This window comes from Brevundimonas sp. UBA7506, assembly GCF_002479495.1.
Taxonomy (GTDB): domain Bacteria; phylum Pseudomonadota; class Alphaproteobacteria; order Caulobacterales; family Caulobacteraceae; genus Brevundimonas.
The window spans coordinates 13,560-39,554 of sequence record NZ_DLNQ01000013.1; the positions used below are offsets into that span (position 1 = coordinate 13,560).

Below are 25,995 nucleotides of genomic sequence, written 5' to 3' on the forward strand. Positions count from 1 at the left end.
CCCCCGCCGTCATCGCCCTGAACGGCGACGGCCGCGTCGTCCGTGTCGACCTGGGCGTCGGCGGCGGCGTCCTGACCGGCGAGCTGCGTCAGGACAGGGCCGGCAGCGCCATCCAGGCCGAGCTGACCAACGTCGAAATGGGCTCTCTCGTCCCCGACCTGCGCGGCCAGGTCACCGGCCGTGTCTCGCTGCAGGGCGCGGGCGACAGGCTGAACGGCTCGGCCAATGTCGACCTGAAGCAACTTCGCAGCATCGACGCCCCGCGGGGCCTGGCCGTGGACGGCGCCCTGAACGCCGACCTCAACGACAATGTCCTGCGCATCCGCGCCCAGGCCAATGACGGCACGGCGGTTCAGGCCTCCGCCGACGTCAGCCTGCCGGTCGTGGCCTCGGCCGCCCCGCTGCGCCTGGCGGTCGAGCGCACCCGCGAAATGTCCGGTCAGATCGCCGTCAACGGCCAGATCCAGCCCATCTGGGACCTCTTCCTCGGCGGCGCCCAGTCGCTGTCCGGCCAGATCGCCAGCCGCGCCACCCTCGGCGGCACGCTGAACGACCCCCGCCTGAACGGCCGTCTGGACCTGACCCAGGGCGCCTTCCGCGACAGCATCACCGGTCTGCGTCTCGAAGGCGTCAGCCTGGCCAGCCGGTTCGACGACAACCAGGCGGTGATCGAGCGCTTCGAGGCCGCCGACGGCGTCAAGGGCACGGTGACCGGCAACGGCAACCTGGGCCTGCGTCAGGGCTCGGGCTCGACCCTGAGGCTGGAGCTGACCCGCTTCCGCGTCATCGACAACGACATCGCCGAGGCCCGCGCCAACGGGGTGCTGACCGCCGTGCGCGGCGCGGACGGCAATATCCAGCTGAGCGGTGACCTGAACATCGACCAGGCCGAGATCTCGCCCAATCTGCCCGGCTCGAACGGCGTGGTGAAGATGGATGTGGTCGAGATCAACCGCCCCGGCGGCGATCCTGTCGAGGCCGAAACCAAGGCGCGCGGTCCGCAGATCGGCCTGAACCTCAACCTGACGGGCCGTGAAATCCATGTGCGCGGCCGCGGCCTCAACGTCGAGTTGACCGCCAACGCCCGCGTACGCGGCACCATCACCCGCCCGCAACTGACCGGCACGGCCAATGTCGTACGCGGCGACTATGAGTTCGCGGGCAAGCGCTTCGTCTTCGACGACAGCGGTTCGGTGACCCTGTCGACCGACCCGGCGCGCATCCGTCTGAACCTAGCCGCCGTGCGCGAAGACCCGGCCCTGACGGCGACCATCAAGGTCACGGGCACCGCGGCCCAGCCCAAGATCGAGCTGACCTCCAGCCCCTCACTCCCCCAGGACGAAATCCTGTCGCAGGTCCTGTTCGGTCGTTCGGCCTCGCAGTTGTCGGGCTTCGAGGCGGCGCAACTGGCCTCGGCCGTGGCCTCCCTGGCGGGCGGCGGCGGCTTCGACGTGATCGGCAACCTACGCGAACTGGCGGGTCTGGACCGCCTGTCGTTCGGCGGCGAGGCCTCCAGCCTCACGGTCGCCGGCGGGCGCTATATCACCGACGACGTCTATCTGGAGATCATCGGCGGCGGCGAAGGCGGGGCGGCGGTCAACGTCGAATGGCAGGTACGCCGCAACCTGGCCGTCAGCTCCAAGTTCGGCGGCGAAGGCGACGCCAGCATCTCGGTTCGCTGGCGCCGCGAAAGCGACCGGCCCGGCGGCGGCGCAACCGACCGGCGCCGCAACCGCAGCCGCTAAGCCTTAGAGGATTTCCAGAATGCTCTCGACGGGGCGCCCGATCCGGGCGCCCTTGTCGCTCTGGACGATGGGGCGTTCAACCAGCACCGGCTCGGCGATCATGGCCGCGCGGATGACGTCGTCCGACGCCCCGCTTTCCAGTAGTTCGACCGCCTTGGCCTCGCGCTTGCGCAGCATCCCCGACAGGCCCACGCCCGTCTCCTTGGCCAGCCGGTCCAGCGTCGCCGCGTCCCATCCGGCCTTCAGATACTCGACCACCACCGGCTGGACGCCCTTCTCCTGCAGCAACTCCAGCGCCTTGCGCGAGGTCGAGCATTTCGGATTGTGGAAGAGGGTGACGGTCATGGCGGAGCTCCTGTTTGGAGCCCTCACCTAGGCCTTGAGGCCGTCTCGCGCCAGCGCAGCCGAGCCGCGCAGGCCGCCGACATGCAGGATCGCGCAGGCCAGCATGGCCGTCGCTGCGATCATCCCGCCCCAGGCCGGCACGCCCGCCACGCCCAGCGGCGCTCCGAACATCAGGCTGACGCCCGTGGAGCTCAACTCATACAGCGCCCAGGCCAGGCCGAAGACCGGCAGGATGCGGTTGGGCCGCCGCCACTGCGCCCAGCCCAGACCGGCGGCGATCAGGGCGAAGAAGATCGCGAACCCCGTCGTCGCGCCCCGGAACTCGGCATAGGCGGCGTCAGAGGCGTACCAGACCAGCCCCGCCTGCATCAGACCCGTCGCCGCCCACAACCCGAAGCCCAGAGCGCTCAACCGCGCCATGTCCACCGCCGTCGAACCCGAATCGACGGGACCGAAGGGGTTGGGGAAGCTGAAACGACGGTTCATGCGCGACTCCTCGACTGCGGCGGCAAACCTATCCCGCGCGCCCCCCATTTCCCAAGCCTGTGAGCGAGAAACCGCCTCGCCTTCACCTTTGCCCCGCCCCCGTCTAGGGTCGCCGTCATGCGGATCGAACCCCACGACCAGGCCGTTCTCGACCACGTCGCGGCCCAGGGCGACGTGATCGTCGCGCGGACCATCGACTGGGCCAATATCAACTCCGGCAGCCGGCACGCCGCCGGTCTGGCGCGCATGCTGGACGTGCTGGAGGCCGAGGCCCGCCGCCTGCCCGCCGCCGTCCTGCGCGTGCCCACGAAGGCCTCGACCACCGTGGCCGACAGCGGCGCGGTGATCCCTGAAACCTACGCCGACTGCCTGACCATCACCGCCCGGCCCCAGGCCCCGATCCAGGTGGTCCTGACCGGGCACTACGACACCGTCTTCCCCGTCGACAGCGCCTTCCAGAGCGTCGTCATGCGCCCCGACGGCGCTCTGAACGGTCCCGGCGTCGCCGACATGAAGGGCGGGATCAGCGTCATGCTGGCCGCGCTGGAAGCCTTTGAAACCCACCCGGACAAGGCCCGCGTCGGCTGGACCGTACTGCTGTCCCCCGACGAAGAGATCGGCTCGCCCGCCTCGGCCCCCCTGTTGGCGGAACTCGGCGCGCGGGGCCATGTCGGCCTGACCTATGAACCCGCCCTGTCCGACGGCACCCTGGCGGGCGAGCGCAAGGGCAGCGGCAACTTCCACCTGATCGTCACAGGCAAGGCCGCCCACGCGGGCCGCGCCTTCCATGAGGGCGCCAATGCGGTCGCCGGCGCCGCCATGATCGCCGCCCGCCTGCACGGCCTGAACGGCCAGCGCGAGGGCGTCACCGTCAATGTCGCCAAGATCGCCGGCGGCGGCCCGCTGAACGTCGTGGCCGACAACGCCGTGGTCCGCTTCAACGTCCGCGTGCCGGACAAGGAGGCCGCCGCCTGGATCGACGCCACGGTGCGCGCCATCGCCGCCGAGCCCCCCTTCCCCGGCCTGACACTGGACCTGCACGGCGGCATGACCCGCGCGCCCAAGCCGATGGACGCATCGCAAACCGCCCTCTTCCACGCCGTCCGCGACGCAGGCGAACTGCTGGGGCAGACCATCGCCTGGAAACCCTCGGGCGGCGTCTGCGAGGGCAACAACCTGCACGCCGCGGGCCTGCCCAATGTCGACACCCTCGGCGTCGTCGGCGGCGAAATCCATTCGGATCAGGAGTTCGCCTGGCCCGCCAGCTTCGTCGAACGCGCCCAACTGTCCGCCCTGATCCTGTGCAAGATCGCCTCGGGCGAGATTGACGCGTTGAAACTGAAACAGCTCCGACTGGAGACCATGTAACCGCATGCTCGTTGTTCGCCCCGCCGGTCCCGCCGACCTCCATCACCTGCTTGAACTGGCCATCCTGTCCGGCCCCGGCTTCACCAGCCTGCCCGAGGACGCCGACGTCCTGAGCGAGCGTCTGGAACTCAGCCAGGCCAGCTTCGAGGGCCGCGTCCCGCCGCAGGAGGCCTGGTACACCCTGATGCTGGAAGACGGCGACACGGGCGACATCGACGGCATCGGCTCGGTCAAGGCGACGGTCGGGCTGAAGCGCCCCTTCTTCTCGTTCCGCGTGGTCAACAACACGGTCCAGTCACCCTCGCTGGGCATGAAGCTGAACCATCAGACGCTCGTTCTGGTCAACGAGTGCACCGGCTGGACCGAGGTCGGCTCCCTCTTCCTCAAGGCGGACCGTCGCAAGGGCGGCGCCGGGCGCCTGCTGAGCCAGTCGCGCTACATGCTGATCGGCGCCCAGCCGGACCTGTTCGCCGATAACGTCCTGGCTGAACTGCGCGGCGTCTTCACCCCGGACGGCTACTGCCCCTTCTGGGACCATGTGGCGCACAAGTTCTTCCCCATGGACTTCGACGACGCCGACCGCATGAGCGGCTCGACCGACAAGCAGTTCATCCTCGACCTGGCCCCGCGCCACCCCATCTACATCGACCTGTTGCCCGAACCGGCCCGCGCCGTGATCGGCAAGGTCCACCCCCAGGGCGTGCCCGCCATGGCCCTGCTGGAAAGCGAAGGCTTCCGCCCCAACGGCCTGGTCGACATCTTCGACGCCGGCCCCACCGTGGCCTGCGGTCGCGACAACATCCGCACCGTGCGCGACGCCCGCGTCCTGACCGCCCGCATCGAGAACGAGGTCGAGGTCGAACTGCCCAGCCTCGTCTCGACCGACAGCGTCTCGGCCTTCCGCGCCGTCCGCGCCCGCGTCCTGATCGACGGTGACCTGGCCCGCATGACGCCCGACGTCGCCGCCGCGCTGAAGATCAAGGACGGCGCTGTCGTCCGCGTGAAATCCTGAACCGAGTAGCCGCCATGACCCGCTTCGCGTCCACCAACCCCGCCACCGGCGAAACCGTCTGGGAAGGCGAGGCCGCCACCACGGAACAGGTCGGCGCCGCTGTTGAGGCCGCCCGCGCCGCCTTCCCCGACTGGGCCGACCGCCCGCGTCAGGACCGCATCGACGCGGTCAAACGCTATCAGGCCGTGCTCAAGGACCGCGCCCCCGAAATGGCCGAGGCCATCAGCCGCGAAACCGGCAAGGCCCTGTGGGAGACGAAAACCGAACTGGCCTCGATGGCGGGCAAGGTCGACATCTCGATCCGCGCCTATGACGAGCGCACCGGCGAGCGCACCACCGACACCGCCTTCGGTCGCGCTGTCCTGCGCCACCGCCCGCACGGCGTCTCGGCGGTGCTCGGCCCGTTCAACTTCCCCGGCCACCTGCCCAACGGCCACATCGTCCCGGCCCTGCTGGCCGGCGACACAGTGGTGTTCAAGCCCTCCGAGGAAACACCCCTGACCGGCCAGCTGATGGCCGAATGTCTGGACGCCGCCGACCTGCCGACGGGCGTGTTCAACATGGTGCAGGGCGGGCGCGACACGGGCGCGGCCCTGCTGGATCAACCCATCGACGCCCTGATGTTCACCGGCTCGGGCGCGGCGGGCGCGCATTTCCGGCGCAAGTTCGCCGACGATCCCCACGTCATCCTGGCGCTGGAGCTGGGCGGCAATAACCCCCTGGTCGTCTGGGACGCCGCCGACGCCGAGGCTGTCGCGGGCATCGTGGTCCAGTCCGCCTTCGTCACCACCGGCCAGCGTTGCTCCTGCGCGCGCCGCCTGATCCTGCCGGAAGGCGCGCAAGGCGATGCCGTCGTCGAGGCCGTGGCGGCCATGTCCGACCGCCTGAACTTCGCCCCCTGGGACAGCGATCCCGAGCCCTACGCCGGCCCCCTGATCTCGGAAACGGCCGCCAGCAACGCGCTCGCCGCCCTGCAACAGCGCATCAACGCGGGCGCCAAGGTCATCCGCGCCTCCGGCCCGGTCGACAACCTGCCCGGCGCCTTCGTGAAGCCCGCCATCATCGACGTCACCGGGGTCGCGGTAGAGGACGAGGAAATGTTCGCCCCCTTCCTCCAGGTCATCCGCGTCCCGACCTTCGACGCCGCCATCGCCGCCGCCAACGCCACCAAATACGGCCTGTCCGCCGGTCTGGTCTCAGATGACGCCAGGAACTGGGACCGCTTCATCAACCGCATCCGCGCGGGCGTGGTGAACTTCAACCGCCCGACCACGGGCGCCGCCGGCGACATGCCCTTCGGCGGCCTCGGCGCCAGCGGCAACCACCGCCCCAGCGCCTACTACGCCGCCGACTACTGCGCCTACCCCGTCGCCAGCTTCGAGGCCGGCGCCGTCAAGAACATTGAAAGCGAGATCAAAGGCTTGCGGGGATGATCGGAGGTTGGCGCTCCAGTCGTCGCATCGGCCCTCCTAGCTTCATCGAACAGCTAAGAGAGAATGCGCGATGGCCTGCCATAATCGTTATCGGCAGCGCCGTGATGGCAACAACCACCGTCCTGATAAAATTTGATGATCTTTGGAATCAAGTAGCGGCCTGGCCCATTATGTTCCTGGTGATTTCCATAGTCTTGGCCATAAAGATTTTATGGATCCGAGGCTGGAATTGGTTTGAGACCTTCGTCACAACAGGGCTCATTGCCTTGATGTTCTTTTCCGCTTCCAAGCTAAACCTCTCTATTTATATTGCCATTCTTGGCCACGAACCTGCGATGATTATTCCGGCAACGCCATGATTCACGCCATCGAAGCCAACGCCGACGGTCTGATCGGGCCGACCCACTCCTATGCAGGGCTGTCGCCGGGCAACCTCGCCTCCAGCCTGAACAAGGGCGAGGCGTCGAATCCTCGCGCGGCGGTGCTGCAGGGCCTCGACAAGATGAAGCGGCTGGCCGACCTGGGCCTGCCCCAGTTCGTTCTGCCGCCGCACGAACGGCCCAACATCCCCTTCCTGCGCCGCCTCGGCTTCACCGGCTCGGACAAGACGGTGCTGGCCAAGGCCTGGCGCGACGCGCCGGCCTTCGCCGCCGCCGCCTGTTCGGCCTCCCCCATGTGGGCCGCCAACGCCGCGACGGTGACGCCCAGCGCCGACGCCGCCGACGGCCGGGTCCACTTCACCCCGGCCAACCTGCACACCAACCTGCACCGCTCGCTGGAGCACGCCCAGACCAAGCGGGTGCTGGACGCCCTCTTCCCTGACGCGACCCGGTTCGCCGTCCATGACGCCCTGCCCGCCGTCGCCCATCTGGCCGACGAGGGCGCCGCCAATCACGTCCGCCTGTGCGCCGAGCATGGCGGTCGCGGCGTCAATCTTCTGGTCTGGGGCCGCGAAGCCTTCGAGCCCTGGGAAGGCCGCTTCCCCGCCCGCCAGACGCGCGAAGCCTCCGAAGCCGTCGTCCGCCGCCACGAAGCCGGTCGCCCGGTTCTGGCCCAGCAGTCGCGCGCGGCCATTGACGGCGGCACCTTCCACAACGACGTGGTCTGCGTCGGCGCCCTGGACACCTTGTTCTTCCACGAGCTGGCGTTCGAAGACACGGACGCCACCAAGGCCGCCATCCGCCGCGCCGCCGACGGCCTGTTCGAGCCGAAGTTCGTCGAGGTCTCGTCCGCCGACCTGCCGCTGGCCGACGCCATCAGCAGCTACCTGTTCAACTCCATGCTGATCCAGATTCCAGGCGAGGACCGCCTGACCCTGATCTGCCCGACCGAGACGCGCGACAACGCCCGCAGCCATGCGGTGGCCGAACGCCTCGCCGCCTCCAACGGCCCCATCGGCCGGGTCGAATATGTCGATGTGCGCCAGTCGATGCGCAACGGCGGCGGCCCCGCCTGCCTGCGGCTGCGGGTGGTCCTGACCGAGGATGAACTGGCCGCGACCAACCCCGCCATGCGCCTGACCGACGAACTGCACGGCGCCCTCAGCGTCTGGGCTCTGCGCTGGTATCGCGACAGCCTGACCGCCCAGGACCTGGCCGATCCCGCCCTGCTGGACGAGACGCGCGGGGCCCTGGATGAGTTGACTGGGATTCTGGGGCTGGGAACGGATTTCTATCCGTTCCAGCGGGACTGATACTGTTTCAGCGCCGTCATCCCGGGGCGGCGTAGCCGAACCCGGGACCCAGGCCGCAAGTCACTGGCACGGTCCCGTCCGGATTGGACGCCTGGGTCCCGGCTCTCCCTCGCTGTCGCGAGGCGAGGCCGGGATGACGGCAAGAGAAGATCGGAAGTCGCGCATATTCGCGACCAGAAAGTTCCACACTTTCAACACCTGACGCTTCGTCATCTCCAAACAGCGCGCCCCGCCTTCGCCGTGCGCCATCATCCCCTCCCGAGTCAGCGCCACGGAGGGGACTTCAGACGATTCAGACGAATTGGACTCTGTTTTTTCTCCCTCCCCTTCATGGGGAGGGTGGTCGACGCGAAGCGGAGACCGGGCGGGGAGGGCCTGGCGATCTGGAACACGCCGCTCGACATGCCGAAGCGCCCCCACCCGACTTCGCCTTACGGCTCAGCCACCCTCCCCATGAAGGGGAGGGAGAAGTCGAGCACTAGGCTGCGAAGCGCCCGCCCTTGGCCGCATAGGCCTGGGTCCCGCGCGTGAAGACGCGATCGCTCGGCAGAACCGCCTCGATCGGCAGCTCTTCGGCCCCCTTCAGTCGCTCATAGATCGGCCCGAAGTCCTGCAGGGTGACTTCCTTCAGCTTCTCGATGCTGTCGATGACGAAATAGACCTGCTGGAAGTCGTCGATCCGGTAGAGGGTCTTCATCACCCGCTCAAGGTCGAAGCCCAGACGGTTGGGCGAGGCGTCCTCCAGGCTGAACACGCTCTCGGTCGCCGACGAGACGATGCCCGCGCCATAGATGCGCAGGCCGTCGGCCTCCTTCATCAGGCCGAACTCGACCGTGTACCAGTAGAGGCGCGCCAGGTTCTTCAGCATCCCCAGCGACTGCGCCCGCTGCCCGCCCTTGCCGTAGGCTTCCATATAGGCGGCGAAATCGGGATCGGTCAGCATCGGCACATGGCCGAAGACGTCGTGGAAGATGTCCGGTTCCTGCAGGTAGTCCAACTGATCCGGCTTGCGGATGAACTGGCCCGAGACGAAGCGGCGGTTGGCCAGGTGGTCGAAGAAGACGTCGTCCGGCACCAATCCCGGCACGCAGACCACGGTCCAGCCGGTCAGGGCCTGCAGCTTGGGGTTCATCACCTCGAAGTCGGGGATGCCCCCCATGTTCAGGTCCAGCGCGTCCAGCCCGCGCATATAGGCCTCGCAGGCCCGCCCGGGCAGGATCTTCATCTGCCGGGCATAGAGGGTGTTCCAGGTCTCGTGCTCGACGTCGGTATAGGCCGCCCAGTTCTGCGGGATGGTCCAGTCGGCGGCGGCGCCTTCGGGCGGGGCTTCAAAGACGTGTTCGAAATCGGACATGGGAACGCTCCTCGCGGCTCTGACGGCCGTTGGGGGCAGATTAGCGCGCCCTCTAGCCGTCGTCACGCACGTCTATTGCAGCGTTTGGAAACGCGGCGCGTGCCGCCCCTGCGCATCGACGGTGAACCACTCCCGCTCATCCTCGGGCGACAGGGGCTCGATCTCGGGCGTCGCCACCAGGGCCTCCTCGGCGGCATAGGCGATCACGCCGCCCTCGGTGTCGGCGATGAGGATACGATAGAAGGGCTGATCGCTGGCGACCACGCCCGTCTCTGCGGCCGGGCCTGCGTAGGACGCGTCCACATCCATGACCAGGCCGTGGAAGGCGTGGTCGCGATGTCGGACGATCTGTCCGAGGCCGAACCGGGCTGTGTGAACCTGGGTCATGCTGCAACCAATACGCCCGGCGAGTTGAAGCGGATGCATCGCAGCCTGTTCATCTTTCCGACAGGAAGGACTTGGCGTCGCCGTCGCTCCCGGTCTAGGTTGAACGCGACGGGCGCCGTTCTGGACCGCCCACATGAAAGCTCGGCCCATGCCGGAGACCCCTGGCGCGCCTGCACGGCGCGACGCGCGGTCCCAGCCCACGAAGTCCCGCGATTCAGGGACTTCCGGTCGCGATGCGCCCCTCTATGGCGCGCTCGACCTGGGGACCAACAATTGCCGCCTGCTGATCGCGCGCCCCGCGCGCGACGGGTTCCGGGTGGTCGACAGCTTCAGCCGCATCGTCCGGCTGGGCGAAGGCCTGTCCCTCACCGGCCGCCTGGATGACCGCGCCATGGATCGGGCCTATGACGCCCTCGCCCTGTGCGCCGAACGCGTGGCCCGCAAGGGCCTGGACGCCAGCCGCCTGACCGCCGTCGCCACCCAGGCCTGCCGCGCCGCCGACAACGGCGAGGCCTTCATCGAACGGGTGCGTCGCGGCACCGGGCTGAAGCTCAGGATCATCGACCCGGCCGAGGAGGCCAGCCTGTCGGTCGCCGGCTGCCTCAACCTGTTCGACCCGCGCGCCGAGGCGGTTCTGGTCATCGACGTGGGCGGCGGTTCGACCGAATTGTCCTGGATGGCCCGCACCGCGCGTGGATTCGAGAACAAGGGCTGGATGTCGGCCCCCATGGGCGTCGTCACCCTGGCCGAGCGTCACCCCGAACCGTCTGGCGACACCGAGGCCTGGTACGAAGCCATGGTCGCCGACGTCGGCGCCGCCCTAGCGCTCGGCGGCCCCAGCGACTCCTCGGTTCGCCCCCTGTTCGACAGCGGCCGCGTGCACATGGTCGGCACCTCGGGCGCCATCACCAGCCTGGCGGGCATCCATCTGGGCCTGCGCCGCTATCAGCGCGATCTGGTGGACGGCCTATGGATGACGCGCGCCGACTGCGAGGCGGCGGCGCTGCGCCTCAAGCGCCTGGGCCCAGCGGGCCGGGCGGCGGAAAGCTGCATCGGCCCCGACCGCGCCGATCTGGTGCTCGCGGGCGCGGCGATCCTGGAGGCCGTGCAGCGCGCCTGGCCCTGCGAGCGCGTGCGCGTCGCCGACCGGGGCCTGCGCGAAGGCCTGCTGCTGCAAAGGATGCGCGAGGACCGCCAGAAGCCCCGCCGACGCCGTCGCCGGGGCCGCAACAACGGCCAGGCCGGCAATCAGGCGGCGGGCGCTCCGGCAACCTGAACCGGCAGGTCTATGTCGCAGACCGAGAAGTCGGCGCCCTTGGCCTGACGCGCCGCGTCGGCTAGCGCGCGGAACTGCGGCGACGCCGTATCCAGAACGCGAACGGTCGGGCGTTCGGCCGGCGGCAGGTCGGACGCGGCCCGCACCCGCTTCATCTGATCGGGACCGGTGACGATGCCGTCGGGGTTGGAGCTGAACTTCAGGGCGCGCACCACGTCCAGACCCGACACGACCCGGCCCCAGATGGTGTAGCGCTTGTCCAGCGAGGGGTAGGGCTGACGCATCAGGAAGAACTGGCTGTTGGCGCTGTCGGGCGCCTCGTCGCGCGCCATGCCGGCGACGCCGGGGCAATACAGGCCCCAGGCGTGGACCTTGCGGTCCGCCGTCGTGGCCATATAGGCGTCGGGCTGGGTCTGGACCGGCAGGGAATGCAGGAAGCCCAGCACCGCCCCGGCGGGCGCGGCCACCGCCGCGAACGGCGTCTGACCGTCGCGGCGGAAGGTGAACTCGGCCTTCAGGTCAGGATAGGCGCTCTGGCCCTCGCCCGTGCCCAGGGGATCGCCGGTCTGGGCCATGAACTGATCAATGACCCGGTGCCAGACCTGGTTGTCATAGAAGCCGCGCCCCGCCAGCAGCCGGATGCGCTCGACATGGCCCGGCGCGACCTCCGGGGCCAGCTCAACCAGAATGCGGCCCTTGTTGGTGTCGATCACCAGCAGGTTCTCGGGCGCGACCGTGCGCCACTCGCTGGCGACGACGGCCGGCGCCGAGGCGCTCGGCGCCGCCTCCTGCGCCCAGGCCGATCCGGCCAGCATCAGGACGGACGCCGCCGCCAACCCCGTTGAAAAGCGCATCATCGTCCCCTCCCCCGATTGGAAAACTCAGCCGCCCGTGACCTGAACCACAGGCTGCACGTCGCAGATGCTGAACTGGGCGCCGCGTGCGGCGCGTGCTGCTTCAACAGCGGCGTTGAACGGCGCAGAGCCCGGCACGGCCACGCGCACGCTCGGCCGCTGTCCCGCCGGCAGGGCCGAGGCCAGTTGCACCTTGGTCATGACGTCAGGATCGACGACCTTGCCGTCCTCGGCGTCGCTGCCCGCTTTCAGCGACTTGACCACGTCCAGACCCTGAAGGACGTGGCCGAAGGTCGTGTAGCCGCCGTTCAGGTTGTCGTTCTGGCCCGTCATCAGGAAGAACTGACTGTTGGCGCTATCGGGCGATCCCGCCCGGGCCATGCCCGCAACCCCTGGACAGAACAAGCCCATGGCGCCGACCTTGAAGTCGGCGGTGACGAACATCTGGGCGTCGGGCTGGGTCACGACCGGCAGGCTGCCCATGATGCCGCGCACGCCGGGACCGCTGTTTTCAACGGGCGCAAAACCGCTGTCGCGTCCGCGGCGGAAACTGAACTCGCCCTTCACGTCCGGCAAATCGCTGCCGCCCGCGCCGGTGCCCTCGGGGTCGCCCGTCTGGGCCATGAAATCCGGGATGACGCGGTGGAACTTCAGCCCGTCATAGAAGCCGCGATTGGTCAGGGTGCGGATGCGCTCGACGTGGTTCGGCGCCGCCCGCGGCTCAAGCTCGACCAGAACCCGGCCCTTGGAGGTGTCGATCACCATCAGGTTCTCAGGCGCGACCGTGCGCCATTCCGAAGCGGTCTGGGCGGCGGCGGCGTCCGCGATCAAGGAAACCGCAGCGGCGGCCAGAAGCGTCTTGAAGGTCATGTCTATCCTGAAATCTAGCGCTGCACCTTGGCGCGCACCTGGGCGGCGACCGCCGGGCTGACGAAGCTCTCGATCGCACCGTCCAGACGGGCGATCTCCTTCACCAGCCGCGAGGCGATGGCCTGATGGCGCGGATCGGCCATGAGGAACACGGTCTCTATGTCGCTGTTGAGGCGCTGGTTCATGGCCGTCATCTGGAACTCGTACTCAAAGTCCGCGACCGCGCGCAGGCCGCGCACGATGACGTTGGCGTTCATCTCCTCGGCGAAATGCATCAGCAGGCTGCTGAAGGGCTGGACCTGAATGTCGGCATCAAACCGCGCGACCTCGGCCTTCAGCATCTCGACGCGCTCAGCGGTCGAGAACAGGGGGCCCTTGTCGTCGTTCTGCGCCACCCCGATGACCAGGCGATCGACCAGTTTGATGGCCCGCCCGATGATATCCATGTGGCCGTTCGTGACCGGGTCGAAAGTCCCCGGGTACAGTCCGATGCGCATGGCCTTCGCCTCCCCGCGTTTCGACCCGTTTAGCAGGTGCGAAATCAACGGCCTAGATTTTCTGACGCGGGTTTGATCGCCAGGCGTCGATCAGCCGCGCGATCGCAGAGTCGGCCGGGCCGAACTGATGGCCGTTAATAGTCGCGACAGCGCAGGCGGGCGTCGCGCTGTTGCAGATGAAGGCCGCGTCGAAGGACGGCAGATTGGTCAGAAACACCGGACGCTTGATGCTGTTCAGGCGAAGGCTTTCCATCCCGCGTTGCAGCAGGGTCTGGCCCGTTCCAGCCAGCATCGGCGCCTCGGGCCAAATCACCGTGTCGCCCTGAATGAAGCCGATGTTCCAGATGGAGCCTTCGGAAATCCGCCCCTCGGCGTCGACGAACAGGGCGTCGTCGAATCCGGCCTGAAACGCCTGCCGCCGGGCGCGGGTCAAGCCGAAGGTGGCCGCGTGCTTCAGGTGCGGGACTTCGCGGGCATAGACCTGGGCCTGAAGCCGCAACGGCGCCGTCAGCGGCGCGGCGGGGGCTGAAAGCGTGGTCAGGACGCGCGGCTGAAGCACCGCGTCCGGCGCCCGCAGGCTGATGGCGTCGGAGAACAGATTGACTCGCAGGCTGAGCCGGCCTGATCGCCCGTCCAGCGCCTGTCGCATCTGATCACGCAACGTCGCCTCAGGCACAGCGAGGCCGAACAGGTCGACGGCTTCGGCTTCCAGACGGGCCAGATGCAGATCCAGGCCCCGCACCGTCCCGTCCTCGACCTGCATCGAGGTGAAGGCGCCGTAGTTGGACAGGACGAAATGGCCCAGGTCGGCGGCGCTGGCGGGCCGGCCGTCGATCTGCATCAGAACGTCAGCCATGCCCGCCGTCATGCTCGCCTGAGAGCCGATCAGCCCTCGCCGCCCTCTTCCGTCACGGCGTCGTCCGCGCCGTCATCGTCGCCGCCCGAGTCGGGCAGGCGTTCGACCGAGACGACCTTCTCGTCCTTGCCGGTGCGGAAAATGGTCACGCCCTGGCTGGACCGGCCGACGATGCGGACCTGGCCGACCGGGGTGCGGATCATCTGGCCGCCGTCGGTGACCAGCATCAGGTCGTCGCTGTCCTCGACCGGGAAGGCGGCGGCCAGGCGCGTGCCGGCGCGACCGCCCAGGCCGTGGGCCGTCAGCCCCTGCCCGCCGCGACCGGTGCGGCGATACTCATAGGCCGAGGACCGCTTGCCGAAGCCGGTTTCCGTGACCGTCAGGATGAACTGCTCAGCCGCGCCCAGTTCGGCGATGCGCTCGACCGACAGGGCGGCGTCGCCGACAACCTCGTCGTCGGCCTCAACAGCCGTAACCTCTTCGTCCACGTCCGCGCCGGCCAGGGCCTTGCGCATGGCGTTGGCGTGCTTGACGTAGGCGGCGCGTTCTTCCGGCGAAGCATCCACACGGCCCAGAACGGCCATCGAGATGACCTCGTCGTCGCCTTGCAGACGGATGCCGCGCACGCCGGTCGAATCCCGGCCCTTGAAGACGCGCACGTCGTCGGCCTTGAAGCGGATGGCTCGGCCCAACTGCGTCGTCAGCAGGATGTCGTCGTCAGCGTTGCAGATGGCCACGCCGACCATGCGGTCGCCGTCTTCCAGCTTCATGGCGATCTTGCCCGCGCGGTTCACCGTGGCGAAGTCGCTGAGCTTGTTACGCCGCACGTCGCCCGACCTGGTGGCGAACATGATGTCGTAGTTGTCCCACTCGGACTCGTTTTCCGGCAGCGGCAGCACGTTCATGATGCTGTCGCCCGGCTCGATGGGCAGAAGGTTGACGAAGGCCTTGCCGCGCGACTGCGGGTTACCCAGCGGCAGGCGCCAGGTCTTCAGCTTGTAGGCCTTGCCGTTGGTGGCGAAGAACAGAACCGGGGTGTGGGTCGAGGCCGAGAAGATGCCGGTGATGGCGTCCTCGTCCTTCATCGTCATGCCCGACTTGCCCTTGCCGCCGCGATGCTGGGTTCGATAGGCGTTCAGCGCCACGCGCTTGACGTAGCCGCCGTGGGTGACGGTGACGACCATGTCCTCGCGCGGGATCAGGTCCTCGTCCTCCATCTCGGCGTCGCCTTCCCCGATCAGGGTGCGGCGCGGCACGGCGAACTGATCCTTCACCAGCAGCAGGTCTTCGCGGATGATGGCCAGGACGTTGGCGCGATCCGACAGGATGGTCAGGTGGCCCTGGATGGTGTCGGCCAGGCCACGCGCCTCGCCGAAGATGTCATCGCGGCCGAGGCCCGTCAGACGCGACAGGGTCAGGGCCAGGATGGCGCGAGCCTGTTCGTCGGTCAGACGGATCTTGTCGCCGTCGACCAGAACCGTGCGCGGGTCGGCGATCAGCTCGACCAGGGCCATCATGTCGCCGACAGGCCAGGCCTTGGCCTGCAGACGCTCGCGCGCTTCGGCCGGATCAGCCGAACTGCGGATGATGTGGATGACTTCGTCGATGTTGGCGACGGCGACGGCCAGACCGACCAGGACGTGGCCGCGATCGCGGGCCTTGGCCAGCTCGAACTTGACGCGGCGGACGACCACTTCCTCACGGAACTCGAGGAAGAGCTCCAGCAGCTTGCGCAGGCCCATCTGCTCGGGACGGCCGTGGTTCAGCGCCAGCATGTTGACGCCGAACGAGGATTGCAGCGCCGTATAGCGGAACAGCTGGTTCAGGATAACGTCGCCCGAAGCGTCGCGCTTCAGCTCGATGACGATCCGCATGCCCTGACGGTCGGACTCGTCGCGGACGTCGGAAATGCCTTCCAGACGCTTCTCGCGCACCATTTCGGCGATGCGTTCGATCAGGGTCTGCTTGTTCACCTGGAACGGCAGTTCGGTGATGACGATGGCGTCGCGATCCTTGCGGATCTCCTCGACCGAGGCGCGACCGCGGACGATGACCGAGCCGCGTCCGTCGCGCAGGGCGTTGCGCGGCGCGGTGCGGCCCATGATCTCGCCGCCAGTCGGGAAGTCGGGCCCCGGCACGATGTCCAGCAGGGCCTCGTCGCCCATGTCAGGGTTGTCCAGCAGCGCCACGGCCGCGTCGACGACTTCGCCCAGGTTGTGCGGCGGGATGTTGGTCGCCATGCCGACGGCGATGCCGCCCGCGCCGTTGACCAGCAGATTGGGAATCCGCGCCGGCAGGACGACGGGTTCCAGTTCCTTCTCGTCGTAGTTGGGCTGGAAATCGACCGTGTCTTTTTCGATGTCGGTCAGCAAGGCCACCGCCGCCGGGGCCATCCTGGCCTCGGTGTAACGCATGGAGGCCGGCATATCGCCGTCGACCGAGCCGAAGTTGCCCTGACCGTCGACCAGCATCAGCCCCATCGAGAAGGGCTGCGCCATCCGCACCAGGGCCATATAGACCGAGGCGTCGCCGTGCGGGTGGAAGCGACCCAGCACGTCACCGACGACGCGCGCGCACTTCGAATACGACCGCTCGGGCGTCATGTTCAGGTCGTGCATCGAATAGAGGATGCGACGGTGAACCGGCTTCAGACCGTCGCGCGCGTCCGGCAGGGCGCGGCTGACGATCACGCTCATGGCGTAGTCGAGGTAGGAGCGTTTCAGCTCGTCCTCGATCGTGATGATGGAGATGTCGCCGGGCGCCGAAGGTGCGGCGTTGTCGTAGCTGTCGTCGGTCAAGGAAATCAGGCTTTAAATGGCCGGAATCGGAACGTGATCCGCTGTTCCGGTTTCTAGCATCCGGGGGCCGTTGTGGCAAAGAAACGCCGCTGATATCCCCATGCCCAAAAGGACAGGAAAACCATGCGTCTGACTGCTGCCGCCCTTACCGCCTTCGCAGCGACTTCGCTGCTCGCCGCCAGCGCCTTCGCCCAGAGCCATGATCACGCCGCCATGGGCCACGGCGCTCACGGTCAGGCCGCCGCCATGGACCATTCCGCCATGATCCCGCGCGCCACGCCGGGCCAGACGGGTCAGGCCGCGATCACCAACGGCGCCGGCGCCGAAATCGGCAAGGCGACGCTGACGCAGGGCGCGACGGGTCTGCTGATCAAGGTCGAAGCCACGGGCCTGACGCCCGGCTGGCACGGCATCCACATCCACGCCACGGGCCAGTGCGCCGCCCCCTTCACCTCGGCAGGCGCCCACATCAATCACACTGATCCCAAGACGCCGCACGGCCTGCTGAACGCCCAGGGTCCCGACGACGGCGACCTGCCCAACCTCTACGCCGCCGCCGACGGCTCGGCCAAGGCCGAGTTCTTCACCACCAAGGCCCGCATCAGCCAGGACGGCCCCGGCCAGTGGCTGTGGGACGCCGACGGCTCGGCCCTGGTCATCCACGCCAACCCCGACGACCACAACAGCCAGCCTATCGGCGGCGCGGGCGACCGCGTGGCCTGCGCCGTGCTGAAGGCCGGCTAAACTAAACGATCAGACCTTGGCGGGGGCGCCGGCGCGCAGGCCGCGCTCCCCCAGGGCGACCGTCACCACGCCGATCAGGGCGATGGCCACACCGGTCAGGATCTGCGGCGTCAGCACGTCGCCCATCCACAGCCAGCCGATCAGGATGGAGACCAGCGGCGAGCCCAGCAGATAGGGCGTCACCCGCCCCGCCTCGCGCCGCTGCACCAGCCAGAAGACCAGACTGGTCGCGAACACCGACGAAATCAGCCCCGCCCAGACCAGGGTGCCCCAGACGACGGGCGGTGCGACCTGCGCGGCTTCCCACTGACCCGTCTCGAACACCAGCGAACCGAGGGTCAGCGCCGGAAAGGCCATCAGGGCCAAAAGGCCCTGCATCTTCAGCGGCGGTATGGAGGTGGTGCGGCGCGCGATCACCGTCGTCAGCGCCCAGGCCGACGCGCCCAGGGCCCCCACCGCGATCGCCTTCCAGTCCTGCAGGGCGTGCGGGTCCAGCGTCATCCACGCCACACCGACAAAGGCGATGACCAGCCCGATGGTGGCCATGCGCGATATCCGCTCGCCCAGCAGCAGAAAGGCGAACAGCGAGGTCAGAGGTATCCACAGCTGGGTCGCCACCGTCACCGGGCTGACGTCGTGGGCCAGCCAGAAGGCCAGGTAGATCAGGCCGTAGTGAATCGGACCGCCCACCACGGCGATGATCAGCAGGCTTTTCCAGTTCGGGAAGGGCGGCCGCACGAACCAGACCAGGCAGGCGGCGGCGATGGCGAAGCGCAGGGCTCCCACCATCAGCGGCGGCATGACCTCGGTGGCGATCTTGGCGGCGGCGTTGTTGACGCCCCAGATCAGCATCACCGCGATGATGGCGGCGATCTCGAGCAGGCTGAGCGGGGAGTGGCGATGGCTGGACACCGTGACCTGATGCCACAGGCCGCCGCGAAAGGCCCGTCACGTTCGATGACCGCTCTTTTCCGTCGCGCCTGCCCTAGTCTTCGCCCGACAGGGTGCTATGCCCCGCCCCTTCGCGAACCCGAGGCAGATCGATGAACCGCACGCTGGCCGCCCTGACCATGTCCCTTGCCGCCTTCAGCGTCGCGCCAGCGCTGGCCCAGACCGCCAAGGGCCCCAGCAACGTGGTCTCGCCCCAGCCCCTGCCCATCGACGACAGCCGCCCCCGCGTCTTCCTGGGCGGCAGCATCGACATGGGCGGCGCGCCGGACTGGCAGGCGGCCATGACCTCGGCCCTAGCCGACATGGACGTGGTCATCCTGAACCCGCGCCGCCCCGACTGGAACCCGAACTGGCGCCCCGAGGCCGACGAGCCCGAGTTCCGCCGTCAGGTCGAGTGGGAGTTGGCCGCGCTGGAATCCGCCGACGTCATCGTCATGTATTTCGCGCCCGGCACCCAAAGCCCCATCAGCCTGCTGGAAATGGGCCTGCACGCGCGCGGAGGAAAGCTGATCGTGCTGGCTCCCGAGGGATTCTGGCGCAAAGGCAATGTCGACATCACGGCCCAGGCCTACGGCGTCAAACAGGTCCAGTCCCTGCCCGAACTGACCGCCGCCGCCCGTGAGGCCTTGAGCGACGCCGCGTCCAAGGGCCGCTTCGCGCGCTGACAAGAAAAAGGCCGCGCCCTCCTCTCGGAAGACGCGGCCTGATCTTTCGGTCGACCCGACCTTAGAACGGGATGTCGTCGTTCAGGTCGTAGCTTTCCTTGGGGCCCGAGGGCTTGTTGGCGCCGCCGGTCGAGAAGCCCGAGGAGTAGTCGTCGTCGTTGCGGCCGCCACCGTAACCGCCGCGATCACCGCCGCCCATGCCGCCGCCCTGGCTGTCGTTACGACCGCCCAGCATGGTCAGCTGGCCGTTGAAGCGTTGCAGCACGATCTCGGTCGAGTATTTCTCGACGCCCTGGGCGTCGGTGTATTTGCGGGTCTGCAGCGAGCCCTCGATGTAAACCGTCGAGCCCTTCTTCAGGTAGTTCTCGGCCACCTTGACGATGTTCTCGTTGAAGATGACGACCTGGTGCCACTCGGTCTTTTCCTTGCGCTCGCCGGTGGCCTTGTCGCGCCATTGTTCCGAGGTGGCGATGCGCAGGTTGGCGACGCGGTCGCCGCTGTTCAGCGTGCGGATTTCCGGGTCGCGGCCCAGATTGCCGATGAGGATGACCTTGTTGACGCTGCCGGCCATGACCGATGTCCTTTTATGTTCTTGCCGTCGATCCCTAGCGGATACCGACGGAATGTTCCAGTTTTGTTCACGCCCGAGCGGGCGGAATTCTAATTGGGGGCTACGGCGACGGGACGACCGTCGATTTCGCGCTGGATGGCGCCCGGAATGGCCAGACGGCCGTCGCCCGTGCGCGTCAGGGCGAAGAAGCGCTGCCCCGTCAGCGTCTTGCCGAACTTCACGCCGCCCCGGTCGATGAAAATGAACTGCCCCTGATAGGCGCCGATCATGTCGCGATTGTTGCCGCCCATGCGCAGGAACCGCAGGCGCATTTCCTCAAGCCGCGCGGCGCAGAACTCGATCTGCGGCTGATCGCGGGCGACGACGTTGATCAGGGGGGCGGACTTGCCGTCCTCTGGCATGACCACGTGATAGCAGACGCCCGGCTCGGTCGGGGCCTCGACGCCCTTCTGGGCGCAGGCGGAGACGGTCAGACCCAAAAGGGCGATTGCAGCGGCGGAAAGGATCTTGCGGCTCATCAGCCCAGCTCCGGGAACTGGCAGCTCCGATCCTGTTGAGCCAGGGTGCGGAAGCGGGTGTTGTCGTTCGACTGCTCAACGCGACGCGGGACCAGACGCAGGGTCGTATCGCCCCAACGCCCGTACTGGGCCTCGCCCGGACGGACGCAGGTGCCGGCGTAGAGGGCTTGGACGCAGGCGCCCAGGCTCATGCCGTTGCCGATCGAGCGCCATTCCGAGCCGGTGTGGCGCAAGCAGGCCGTGGCCGAGGCGGCCGCCGACGCCGGACGGCTGGGCTCGGCGGGCGACGCGCCCTCCTCTGTCGGCGTCACCGTGACGCTCGGCTCGGCTGGAAGCTCCGGCGGCGGAGCGAAGGCGGCGGTGGGCGCGGCGGCCAGGGCGCCGGTGGCGTCCAGACCCACGTCCAGGGCGCTGGTGGCCACGCCGTTGCGCTGGGCGCAGTCAGCCAGGGTCGCCTGCCCCACGAACTGTCCATCGACGAAGCAGCGCAGCTCGCGCGCCGGCTCCAGCGTGGGGGCCTCGGCCAGGTCGATGGTCAGCCCGCCCTGCGACGCAGGCGGCGCCTCGGTCGGCTTGTCGCGTCCGGCGCTGAACACCAGGGCGGCCGCCACGGCCGCCACGACGGCCAGGCCGCCCCCGACCAGCAGGACGGTGCGATTGTCTTTAGGAAGGGCCATGCGGGACTCGACGCCAATGATGGCCCCAATAACCCCGGCGACGCCGCGCGCGTCAACCTAAAGCGGGGGTCCACGCCTCCCGAGCCGGATCGGCTGGGGAGGAATCGCCTCTCAGCCACGTCTCGCCGGGGATCAACCCGTCAAGCGGGCCAGCGCAGCCTGATAATTGGCCAGTTGCGCCTTGAGATAGGGCGGCGCCGACCCGGTGACCTTGGGCTTGCTGCTGTCGGGGTCCAGGGCCTTGTAGGCGTCGCGCAGGGCCTTGATCGCCAGCTGAAGGGTGCTGGTCGCCGCCTTGGCGGCCTCGGCGTCCTTCAGGCTCAGGGTCTTGGGCAGGTCCAGGCCGAAGGTCTTGAAATCGCTCGTGCTCGGGCCGATATAGCCCGGCGTCAGGCCCAGGCCGGCCAGAGCGTCGCGCCCTGCCTCGCCCGCCCGCAGCACCGCGCCTTCGCGGCCATCGGCATAGGTGATGGACAGGCGCTGCACGCCGCCCGCCGTGATCTTGGTGTCGCCGTCCAGTCCGGTGACATGGTCCTTGTCGGTCTTGATCGTGACCTTCAGCGTACGGCCCGAGGCGGTCTCGATCTTGCGCGCCAGGGTCTGCAACGTCTCCTTGGCGTCGATGGTGACGGCGACCGAACGCCCGGTCGTGCCCGAGGTGACGTAGAAGCGATCGCCCGCCCGCAGCGAGGTGGCGTCCACCAGTTGCTTGGAATCCGACTGCGGAATCTCACCCTGAGGCAGGCCCAGCCGATCCAGGACACTGGCCCCGCCCGAGGCCACGGCGATGGTGGTGGGCGCGGCCTGACGATCCGCCCCGGTCCAGGTCTGGCTCCACTCCACCGCGCCTGTCGTGGGATCGAGACGCGCCAGATAGCCCGAGGTCGGATCCTCGGTCTTGGCCCCCACGGTGCGGTCGGAAATCCCGGTCAGCCAGACCTTGCCGTCGACGATCTTCACATCGGCGGCGGTGTCGTCGCCCGCCCCGCCGTAGTAGGTCAGCCGGTCGTTGGCCGAGACGCTCAGGTCGCTGTTGATCACCGCGACGAAAGCGTCCGTGCCGCCGGAATGGGCGGTGTTGACCTGGCCGATGTCCAGGGCGCCGTTACGCGTCGTGCCCGCCAGGATCACCTGACCGTTGGAGACCGAGATGCCCGCAATCTCGCCGCTGGCGTGGCCCAGGTCGCGCGACGACAGCAGGGTCGGCGAACCCGTGGCGTCGATCTGGAACTGGCGCACCACCATGCGGCCGTTCTCGACCCCGGCGGTATAGAGCTTGTCACCGTCCGTGGTCATGGCCTGGACATTGTCGTCCCCGGCCGTGCCGAACTGATTGATCCCGGTCGCCGTCGCCGTAATCGGCGCCAGGCTGTGGATCTGGCTTTCGCTAAAGGCCTGGACATAGCCGTCCCAGCCGCCCGATCCGAGCGCGCCCGGCATGGAGGACTGCGAGCGCCCCGCGACATAGACGCGGCCATCGGCGCCGAACGAGACCGCCGTGGCTTCGTCCGCCGCCTTGGCGCCGCGACGCTGGGTCCACTGCTCCGCCCCCTTGGCGTCAAAGACGGTCACAAAGCTGTCCGCCACATTGGCGTCGGCGCCCGAGGCGCCCGGCACCAGAGCCCCGACCACGGAGCCGGCCACGGCCACACGACCGTCAGCGTCCACGGCGATGGCGTAACCGCTGGCGGTGGAGGCGGCGCCCAGGGCGCGGCTGAGCACCACCTTGCCCGCCGAATCCAGCTTCATCAGGACCACGTCGCCCTGCCCCTTGATCGGCTGGGTCGAGGTCCCGGCGCTGACGTCGGCGACGATCCACATGGAGCCGTCCGGTCCGGTAGCGCTGGCGCGCACGGTCTCGACCCCGTCCGGCAGCCCCGACTGACCGACCTGACCATCGACCCAGAAGGCCTGGCCGCTGGTCTGGCCGGCGCCTTCCTGGAATTTCAGAACCTCATGCCCGCCGCTCTTGCCTACGCCCTGCACCACATAGACGGCGTCCGACGAGGCCACCGGCGAGAAACTGACCTTCTCATAGGACACCCCCTGAAGGTTCAGCGCCCATTTATCCGGCCCGGCCGGCAAGGTGATGGTGGTCTCGCCGGACTTGATGACCTTGGGCTCGGACGGCAACTGCTCGCGGCCCATGCGAGTCTCGACGCCCGCCGCCTCCAGCTTGCTGTTGATGTGGGTCACGACGGACTGAAGCGTACGCGGGTCAGAGCCCATCTCGGCCAGATCAATCGCTATGACCTGATCGCCACCGGTCTTCTTGATGGTGATGTTGAATTTCACGTCGCCCTGGAAAGCGGCGACCTCGTCCGTGAGAGCGCCCGTGTGGACCGCCCCCGTGACGTATTTGGCCGAGTCGCGCGGCACGGCGGCGCCGGTCTGGGCCTTGGTTTCGGACTTGCCCTGGACCATGCGTACGCCGTCGAACTGGGCCGCGCCCAGATAGGCCGACAGTTCAGCCAAGCCGGCGTCCATGCGTTTGGTCAGTTGCGCGCGTTCAAGCGCCGACAGGTTCTTCTGCCCCACCCGATCTGCCACGGCCTCCAGCATGGTGAGGCCCTGATACATGGCGAAGATCTTGCGGTAGTCGCCGGACGAGGTGTTCTTCACGTCCAGGACAGCGTTGTCCTCATTGATCAGGCGACGCCCGCTGAGGGCCGCGCGCAGCAGGTCCGATTGGCTCTGCGGCTTGACCGAGGTCGACCATGGCGCGGTCGGTTGCTTCTTCACGGCGACCGACGTCGAGCCGAGCCCCCCCGAGAAGGTCGAGGTTCCGCCGTACAAACCCAGAAGATAGCTGTTGTTGATCACAGTCCGACGCTCCTGCGTTCAGTCTGCCGCCAAGCTGGTAACGAAGTGTTTAAGATTGGGCGCGGAACAGCCAAGGCTGGTTCACGTTAGGCGACAGTCAAGCTCCGGTCACCGGTCAGGGATTTCGCCCTATGGCTTATGTGCGTTGGTTGCTCATGAAGTTGGCCAGCCTTTACGGGCTGACCCCGCGCCCAAGCAGGCGCAAGCCGCCGCCGATTTCACTCGGCCACGGCGCGCCTCGCTATTTCAGATAGATCAACCCTTGAACAGGGACAGGATGATCTGCGGCGCCTGGTTGGCGATCGACAGGGCTTGCGCGCCCAACTGCTGCTGGACCTGAAGCGCCTGCAAGCGGGCGCTTTCCTTGGCCATGTCCGCATCGACCAGGTTGCCGATGCCGACTTCCAACGAGTCCATCAGCTTGCCGACGAAGATGTTGTGCTTCTCGATCTGCTTGGACTGTGCGCCCAGCTCAGCCAGCTTGGCGTTGGCGTCGTCCAGGGCGGACACTACGGCGGTGAAGGCTTCCTGAGCGTTTTCCAGCGTGTCCAGCAGCGGCGGGCCGGCGGGACGCGCCGTCACGACCGGCGGACCGGCGCTGGCCGCGCGCGCCGGCAGTTGCAGGCCGACACCGTTCAGCGACAGGTCCTGGCGGTTCATCGAGATGGTTTCGGTGGCGCCGACGTTGGCCAGGAAGTCCAGGGCCGTCGTAGCCGTGCCATTCAGGATGTTCTCGCCGTCGAAGGTGGCGTTCTTGGCGAAGGAGTCCAGCGACTTCAACAGCGACTGGAACTCATCGTTGTAGGCCTTGCGCGACGCCGTCGTCGCCGAGGGATCGGCGGCGGCCGTCGCCTTTTCGCGCAGTTCGATCAGCAGGTCCGAAATCTGCGCGCCGGCCGCCAATGACACGTCGGCCAGAGACGTTGCGCGGTTCATGCTGGTCTTGACCGATTCCAGAGCACCGGTGTCCGCTCGCTGGTTCTGGGCGATAGCCCAGGTGGCGGCGTTGTCCTTGGCGCCCTGCACCTTCAGGCCGGTGTTCACGCGGCTCTGGGTCGCGGCCAGCTTATTGTTCGTCGAATTGAGGTTCTGGAGCGCTATGAGCGCGGACGCATTGGTGAGAACGCTGTTGGTCATGGCTTCTAGCCCCAGTTCAAATTCTGACGTGCAGAATGAAACTGATTCCTGAGCGTATGGTTAACGGCGTGGAAACGAACGCGGCGCCGTCCGGCGAGCCGGCGGCGCTGCGGTTCCAAGCTACTGTCGAGGATCAGACCTTGGTCTTGATCACTCCGCCTGCCCCGTAGGCCGGACTGGCGCTCATCTTCATCACCTCTTCGCGCGGCAACTGGCGGATGACTTCGCCGGTGACGCGATCCAAGGTCTTGTAAACAAAGCCGTTCGGCCCCTCCTCGATCGTCAGGCGATAGCGGCCGGCGTCGGGTTCGTCCCGCACCGGTTTCGGCTGCGCCTCGACGCCCTGACCATAGGCGTCAGGCTGAACGAGGGTCACGTTCGGCAGTCTTGCGACATTATCTGCCATTTCCCCTTAACGCGGCGACGCCGCGCCTCCTGTCTCCTGATGTGCGAACGGAGGCGGGCCCGAAGACCCGCCCCCGACCACTTTGTTAACGGAACAGGCCGAGCAGAACCGAGCTCGACTGGTTCGCGATCGACAACGCCTGCACGCCCAGCTGTTGCTTGGTTTGCAGGGCGGTCAGCTTGGCGCTTTCCTTGGCCAGGTCGGCGTCCACCAGGTTGCCCACGCCCACTTCGAGCGCGTCCTGGATCTTGCTGGTGAAGGTCAGCGAACGTTCCAGCGATTTCGACTTGGTGCCGAAATCACCGAGGACGGCCGTGAAGGCCTTCAGAGCCGTGTCCACGGCCGCAGCCGTGGCGCCGGCACGAGCGACCCCACCACCGGCCGTCGCTACCGCGGTAGCCGCGCCCGAGGCTGCCTTCAGAGTGAAGGTGTCGCCGGCGGCCGTCCCGGTCTTGACCGAGATGGCGTCCGTCGTCGTCGCCGAGAACAGGTTGACGCCGTCGAAGGTGGCGCCGCCCAGGGCCTTGGT

Annotated in this window: 26 protein-coding genes; 9 read left to right on the top strand and 17 right to left on the bottom strand. The window is 67.9% G+C overall.

The window, feature by feature from the left end; all coding sequences use genetic code 11:
* Nucleotides 1-1,745 (top strand): translocation/assembly module TamB domain-containing protein (locus B3K53_RS11925; protein WP_292084575.1); only part of this gene is annotated, 1,745 nt, incomplete at its 5' end.
* Between the two features lie 3 nt (nucleotides 1,746-1,748).
* Here the strand turns inward: B3K53_RS11925 and arsC are convergent.
* A complete protein-coding gene (arsC, locus tag B3K53_RS11930) occupies nucleotides 1,749-2,090 on the bottom strand; it encodes an arsenate reductase (glutaredoxin) (RefSeq protein WP_292084576.1) in 342 nt (113 codons plus the stop codon).
* Nucleotides 2,091-2,117: 27 nt separating this feature from the next.
* A complete protein-coding gene (locus B3K53_RS11935; protein WP_292084579.1) occupies nucleotides 2,118-2,576 on the bottom strand; it encodes a hypothetical protein in 459 nt (152 codons plus the stop codon).
* Nucleotides 2,577-2,693: 117 nt separating this feature from the next.
* Between B3K53_RS11935 and B3K53_RS11940 the strand changes: the two genes are divergently transcribed.
* The 5 genes from B3K53_RS11940 to astB are packed head-to-tail and all read left to right on the top strand — an operon-like array spanning nucleotide 2,694 to nucleotide 8,082.
* Nucleotides 2,694-3,944, top strand: coding sequence for a hydrolase (locus tag B3K53_RS11940; protein WP_292084580.1), 1,251 nt, complete (start codon nucleotides 2,694-2,696; stop codon nucleotides 3,942-3,944).
* Nucleotides 3,945-3,948: 4 nt separating this feature from the next.
* Nucleotides 3,949-4,956 carry an arginine N-succinyltransferase gene (locus tag B3K53_RS11945; protein WP_292084582.1) on the top strand — a complete coding sequence of 336 codons (1,008 nt, stop codon included), beginning with the start codon at nucleotides 3,949-3,951 and terminating at the stop codon, nucleotides 4,954-4,956.
* 14 nt (nucleotides 4,957-4,970) lie between these two features.
* On the top strand, nucleotides 4,971-6,389 hold the full coding sequence (gene astD, locus B3K53_RS11950) for a succinylglutamate-semialdehyde dehydrogenase (RefSeq protein ID WP_292084583.1): 1,419 nt from the start codon (nucleotides 4,971-4,973) through the stop codon (nucleotides 6,387-6,389).
* Nucleotides 6,386-6,748: a hypothetical protein gene (locus B3K53_RS11955; protein WP_292084584.1), complete on the top strand. Its 363-nt coding sequence runs from the start codon at nucleotides 6,386-6,388 to the stop codon at nucleotides 6,746-6,748. Before astD ends, B3K53_RS11955 begins: the two co-directional genes overlap by 4 nt.
* Nucleotides 6,745-8,082: an N-succinylarginine dihydrolase gene (gene astB, locus B3K53_RS11960; protein WP_292084585.1), complete on the top strand. Its 1,338-nt coding sequence runs from the start codon at nucleotides 6,745-6,747 to the stop codon at nucleotides 8,080-8,082. The genes B3K53_RS11955 and astB overlap by 4 nt, the downstream gene beginning before the upstream one ends.
* Before the next feature lie 478 nt (nucleotides 8,083-8,560).
* Here the strand turns inward: astB and phhA are convergent, their stop codons facing one another.
* Nucleotides 8,561-9,436: a phenylalanine 4-monooxygenase gene (phhA, locus tag B3K53_RS11965; protein WP_292084588.1), complete on the bottom strand. Its 876-nt coding sequence runs from the start codon at nucleotides 9,434-9,436 to the stop codon at nucleotides 8,561-8,563.
* A gap of 72 nt (nucleotides 9,437-9,508) precedes the next feature.
* On the bottom strand, nucleotides 9,509-9,823 hold the full coding sequence (gene hspQ, locus B3K53_RS11970; RefSeq protein WP_292084589.1) for a heat shock protein HspQ: 315 nt from the start codon (nucleotides 9,821-9,823) through the stop codon (nucleotides 9,509-9,511).
* 148 nt (nucleotides 9,824-9,971) lie between these two features.
* On the opposite strand from hspQ, the gene B3K53_RS11975 reads away from it, so the two are divergent.
* Nucleotides 9,972-11,099, top strand: coding sequence for a Ppx/GppA phosphatase family protein (locus tag B3K53_RS11975; protein WP_292084591.1), 1,128 nt, complete (start codon nucleotides 9,972-9,974; stop codon nucleotides 11,097-11,099).
* On the opposite strand, the gene B3K53_RS11980 is transcribed toward B3K53_RS11975, so the two are convergent.
* Genes B3K53_RS11980 through gyrA form a run of 5 tightly spaced genes read right to left on the bottom strand, consistent with a single transcriptional unit; the run spans nucleotide 11,072 to nucleotide 16,974 of the window.
* Entirely contained in the window at nucleotides 11,072-11,956 is an 885-nt protein-coding gene (locus B3K53_RS11980; RefSeq protein WP_292084592.1) for a peptidylprolyl isomerase, read from the bottom strand. The genes B3K53_RS11975 and B3K53_RS11980 overlap by 28 nt on opposite strands.
* A gap of 24 nt (nucleotides 11,957-11,980) precedes the next feature.
* Nucleotides 11,981-12,823, bottom strand: a complete 843-nt coding sequence (locus tag B3K53_RS11985) for a peptidylprolyl isomerase (RefSeq protein ID WP_292084593.1) — start codon at nucleotides 12,821-12,823, stop codon at nucleotides 11,981-11,983.
* Nucleotides 12,824-12,837: 14 nt separating this feature from the next.
* On the bottom strand, nucleotides 12,838-13,320 hold the full coding sequence (coaD, locus tag B3K53_RS11990) for a pantetheine-phosphate adenylyltransferase (RefSeq protein WP_292084594.1): 483 nt from the start codon (nucleotides 13,318-13,320) through the stop codon (nucleotides 12,838-12,840).
* A 52-nt stretch (nucleotides 13,321-13,372) separates the two neighbouring features.
* Nucleotides 13,373-14,176 carry an aminotransferase class IV gene (locus B3K53_RS11995; RefSeq protein WP_292084595.1) on the bottom strand — a complete coding sequence of 268 codons (804 nt, stop codon included), beginning with the start codon at nucleotides 14,174-14,176 and terminating at the stop codon, nucleotides 13,373-13,375.
* A gap of 29 nt (nucleotides 14,177-14,205) precedes the next feature.
* Nucleotides 14,206-16,974, bottom strand: a complete 2,769-nt coding sequence (gene gyrA / locus B3K53_RS12000; protein ID WP_292084596.1) for a DNA gyrase subunit A — start codon at nucleotides 16,972-16,974, stop codon at nucleotides 14,206-14,208.
* A gap of 213 nt (nucleotides 16,975-17,187) precedes the next feature.
* On the opposite strand from gyrA, the gene B3K53_RS12005 reads away from it, so the two are divergent.
* On the top strand, nucleotides 17,188-17,718 hold the full coding sequence (locus tag B3K53_RS12005) for a superoxide dismutase family protein (protein ID WP_409515798.1): 531 nt from the start codon (nucleotides 17,188-17,190) through the stop codon (nucleotides 17,716-17,718).
* 9 nt (nucleotides 17,719-17,727) lie between these two features.
* On the opposite strand, the gene B3K53_RS12010 is transcribed toward B3K53_RS12005, so the two are convergent.
* Nucleotides 17,728-18,630: a DMT family transporter gene (locus B3K53_RS12010; protein WP_292084598.1), complete on the bottom strand. Its 903-nt coding sequence runs from the start codon at nucleotides 18,628-18,630 to the stop codon at nucleotides 17,728-17,730.
* A 131-nt stretch (nucleotides 18,631-18,761) separates the two neighbouring features.
* Here B3K53_RS12010 and B3K53_RS12015 point away from each other — a divergent pair, with 131 nt between their 5' ends.
* A complete protein-coding gene (locus B3K53_RS12015) occupies nucleotides 18,762-19,334 on the top strand; it encodes a nucleoside 2-deoxyribosyltransferase domain-containing protein (RefSeq protein ID WP_292084599.1) in 573 nt (190 codons plus the stop codon).
* 61 nt (nucleotides 19,335-19,395) lie between these two features.
* On the opposite strand, the gene ssb is transcribed toward B3K53_RS12015, so the two are convergent.
* The 7 genes from ssb to B3K53_RS12050 form a co-directional block, all read right to left on the bottom strand.
* Nucleotides 19,396-19,905: a single-stranded DNA-binding protein gene (gene ssb / locus B3K53_RS12020; RefSeq protein ID WP_292084601.1), complete on the bottom strand. Its 510-nt coding sequence runs from the start codon at nucleotides 19,903-19,905 to the stop codon at nucleotides 19,396-19,398.
* An 89-nt stretch (nucleotides 19,906-19,994) separates the two neighbouring features.
* Complete coding sequence (locus B3K53_RS12025) at nucleotides 19,995-20,423, bottom strand: hypothetical protein (protein WP_292084602.1); 429 nt, start codon at nucleotides 20,421-20,423, stop codon at nucleotides 19,995-19,997.
* A complete protein-coding gene (locus tag B3K53_RS12030) occupies nucleotides 20,423-21,100 on the bottom strand; it encodes a hypothetical protein (RefSeq protein ID WP_292084603.1) in 678 nt (225 codons plus the stop codon). The genes B3K53_RS12025 and B3K53_RS12030 overlap by 1 nt, the downstream gene beginning before the upstream one ends.
* A 132-nt stretch (nucleotides 21,101-21,232) precedes the next feature.
* Complete coding sequence (locus B3K53_RS12035; RefSeq protein WP_292084604.1) at nucleotides 21,233-23,923, bottom strand: transcriptional regulator; 2,691 nt, start codon at nucleotides 23,921-23,923, stop codon at nucleotides 21,233-21,235.
* A 255-nt stretch (nucleotides 23,924-24,178) separates the two neighbouring features.
* Nucleotides 24,179-25,060: a flagellin gene (locus B3K53_RS12040; RefSeq protein WP_292084605.1), complete on the bottom strand. Its 882-nt coding sequence runs from the start codon at nucleotides 25,058-25,060 to the stop codon at nucleotides 24,179-24,181.
* A gap of 133 nt (nucleotides 25,061-25,193) precedes the next feature.
* Nucleotides 25,194-25,436: a flagellar protein FlaG gene (locus tag B3K53_RS12045; RefSeq protein ID WP_292084606.1), complete on the bottom strand. Its 243-nt coding sequence runs from the start codon at nucleotides 25,434-25,436 to the stop codon at nucleotides 25,194-25,196.
* Between the two features lie 115 nt (nucleotides 25,437-25,551).
* Nucleotides 25,552-25,995, bottom strand: a 444-nt coding sequence (locus B3K53_RS12050) for a flagellin (RefSeq protein WP_292084607.1), incomplete at its 5' end; no start/stop codon positions are given.

Excerpts from the sequence above, each read along its gene's own strand:
- arsC (WP_292084576.1), bottom strand. The coding sequence starts at position 2,090 with ATGACCGTCACCCTCTTCCACAATCCGAAATGCTCGACCTCGCGCAAG.
- B3K53_RS11935 (WP_292084579.1), bottom strand. The coding sequence starts at position 2,576 with ATGAACCGTCGTTTCAGCTTCCCCAACCCCTTCGGTCCCGTCGATTCG.
- B3K53_RS11940 (WP_292084580.1), top strand. The coding sequence starts at position 2,694 with ATGCGGATCGAACCCCACGACCAGGCCGTTCTCGACCACGTCGCGGCC.
- B3K53_RS11945 (WP_292084582.1), top strand. The coding sequence starts at position 3,949 with ATGCTCGTTGTTCGCCCCGCCGGTCCCGCCGACCTCCATCACCTGCTT.
- astD (WP_292084583.1), top strand. The coding sequence starts at position 4,971 with ATGACCCGCTTCGCGTCCACCAACCCCGCCACCGGCGAAACCGTCTGG.
- B3K53_RS11955 (WP_292084584.1), top strand. The coding sequence starts at position 6,386 with ATGATCGGAGGTTGGCGCTCCAGTCGTCGCATCGGCCCTCCTAGCTTC.
- astB (WP_292084585.1), top strand. The coding sequence starts at position 6,745 with ATGATTCACGCCATCGAAGCCAACGCCGACGGTCTGATCGGGCCGACC.
- phhA (WP_292084588.1), bottom strand. The coding sequence starts at position 9,436 with ATGTCCGATTTCGAACACGTCTTTGAAGCCCCGCCCGAAGGCGCCGCC.
- hspQ (WP_292084589.1), bottom strand. The coding sequence starts at position 9,823 with ATGACCCAGGTTCACACAGCCCGGTTCGGCCTCGGACAGATCGTCCGA.
- B3K53_RS11975 (WP_292084591.1), top strand. The coding sequence starts at position 9,972 with ATGCCGGAGACCCCTGGCGCGCCTGCACGGCGCGACGCGCGGTCCCAG.
- B3K53_RS11980 (WP_292084592.1), bottom strand. The coding sequence starts at position 11,956 with ATGATGCGCTTTTCAACGGGGTTGGCGGCGGCGTCCGTCCTGATGCTG.
- B3K53_RS11985 (WP_292084593.1), bottom strand. The coding sequence starts at position 12,823 with ATGACCTTCAAGACGCTTCTGGCCGCCGCTGCGGTTTCCTTGATCGCG.
- coaD (WP_292084594.1), bottom strand. The coding sequence starts at position 13,320 with ATGCGCATCGGACTGTACCCGGGGACTTTCGACCCGGTCACGAACGGC.
- B3K53_RS11995 (WP_292084595.1), bottom strand. The coding sequence starts at position 14,176 with ATGGCTGACGTTCTGATGCAGATCGACGGCCGGCCCGCCAGCGCCGCC.
- B3K53_RS12005 (WP_409515798.1), top strand. The coding sequence starts at position 17,188 with ATGGGCCACGGCGCTCACGGTCAGGCCGCCGCCATGGACCATTCCGCC.
- B3K53_RS12015 (WP_292084599.1), top strand. The coding sequence starts at position 18,762 with ATGAACCGCACGCTGGCCGCCCTGACCATGTCCCTTGCCGCCTTCAGC.
- ssb (WP_292084601.1), bottom strand. The coding sequence starts at position 19,905 with ATGGCCGGCAGCGTCAACAAGGTCATCCTCATCGGCAATCTGGGCCGC.
- B3K53_RS12025 (WP_292084602.1), bottom strand. The coding sequence starts at position 20,423 with ATGAGCCGCAAGATCCTTTCCGCCGCTGCAATCGCCCTTTTGGGTCTG.
- B3K53_RS12030 (WP_292084603.1), bottom strand. The coding sequence starts at position 21,100 with ATGGCCCTTCCTAAAGACAATCGCACCGTCCTGCTGGTCGGGGGCGGC.
- B3K53_RS12040 (WP_292084605.1), bottom strand. The coding sequence starts at position 25,060 with ATGACCAACAGCGTTCTCACCAATGCGTCCGCGCTCATAGCGCTCCAG.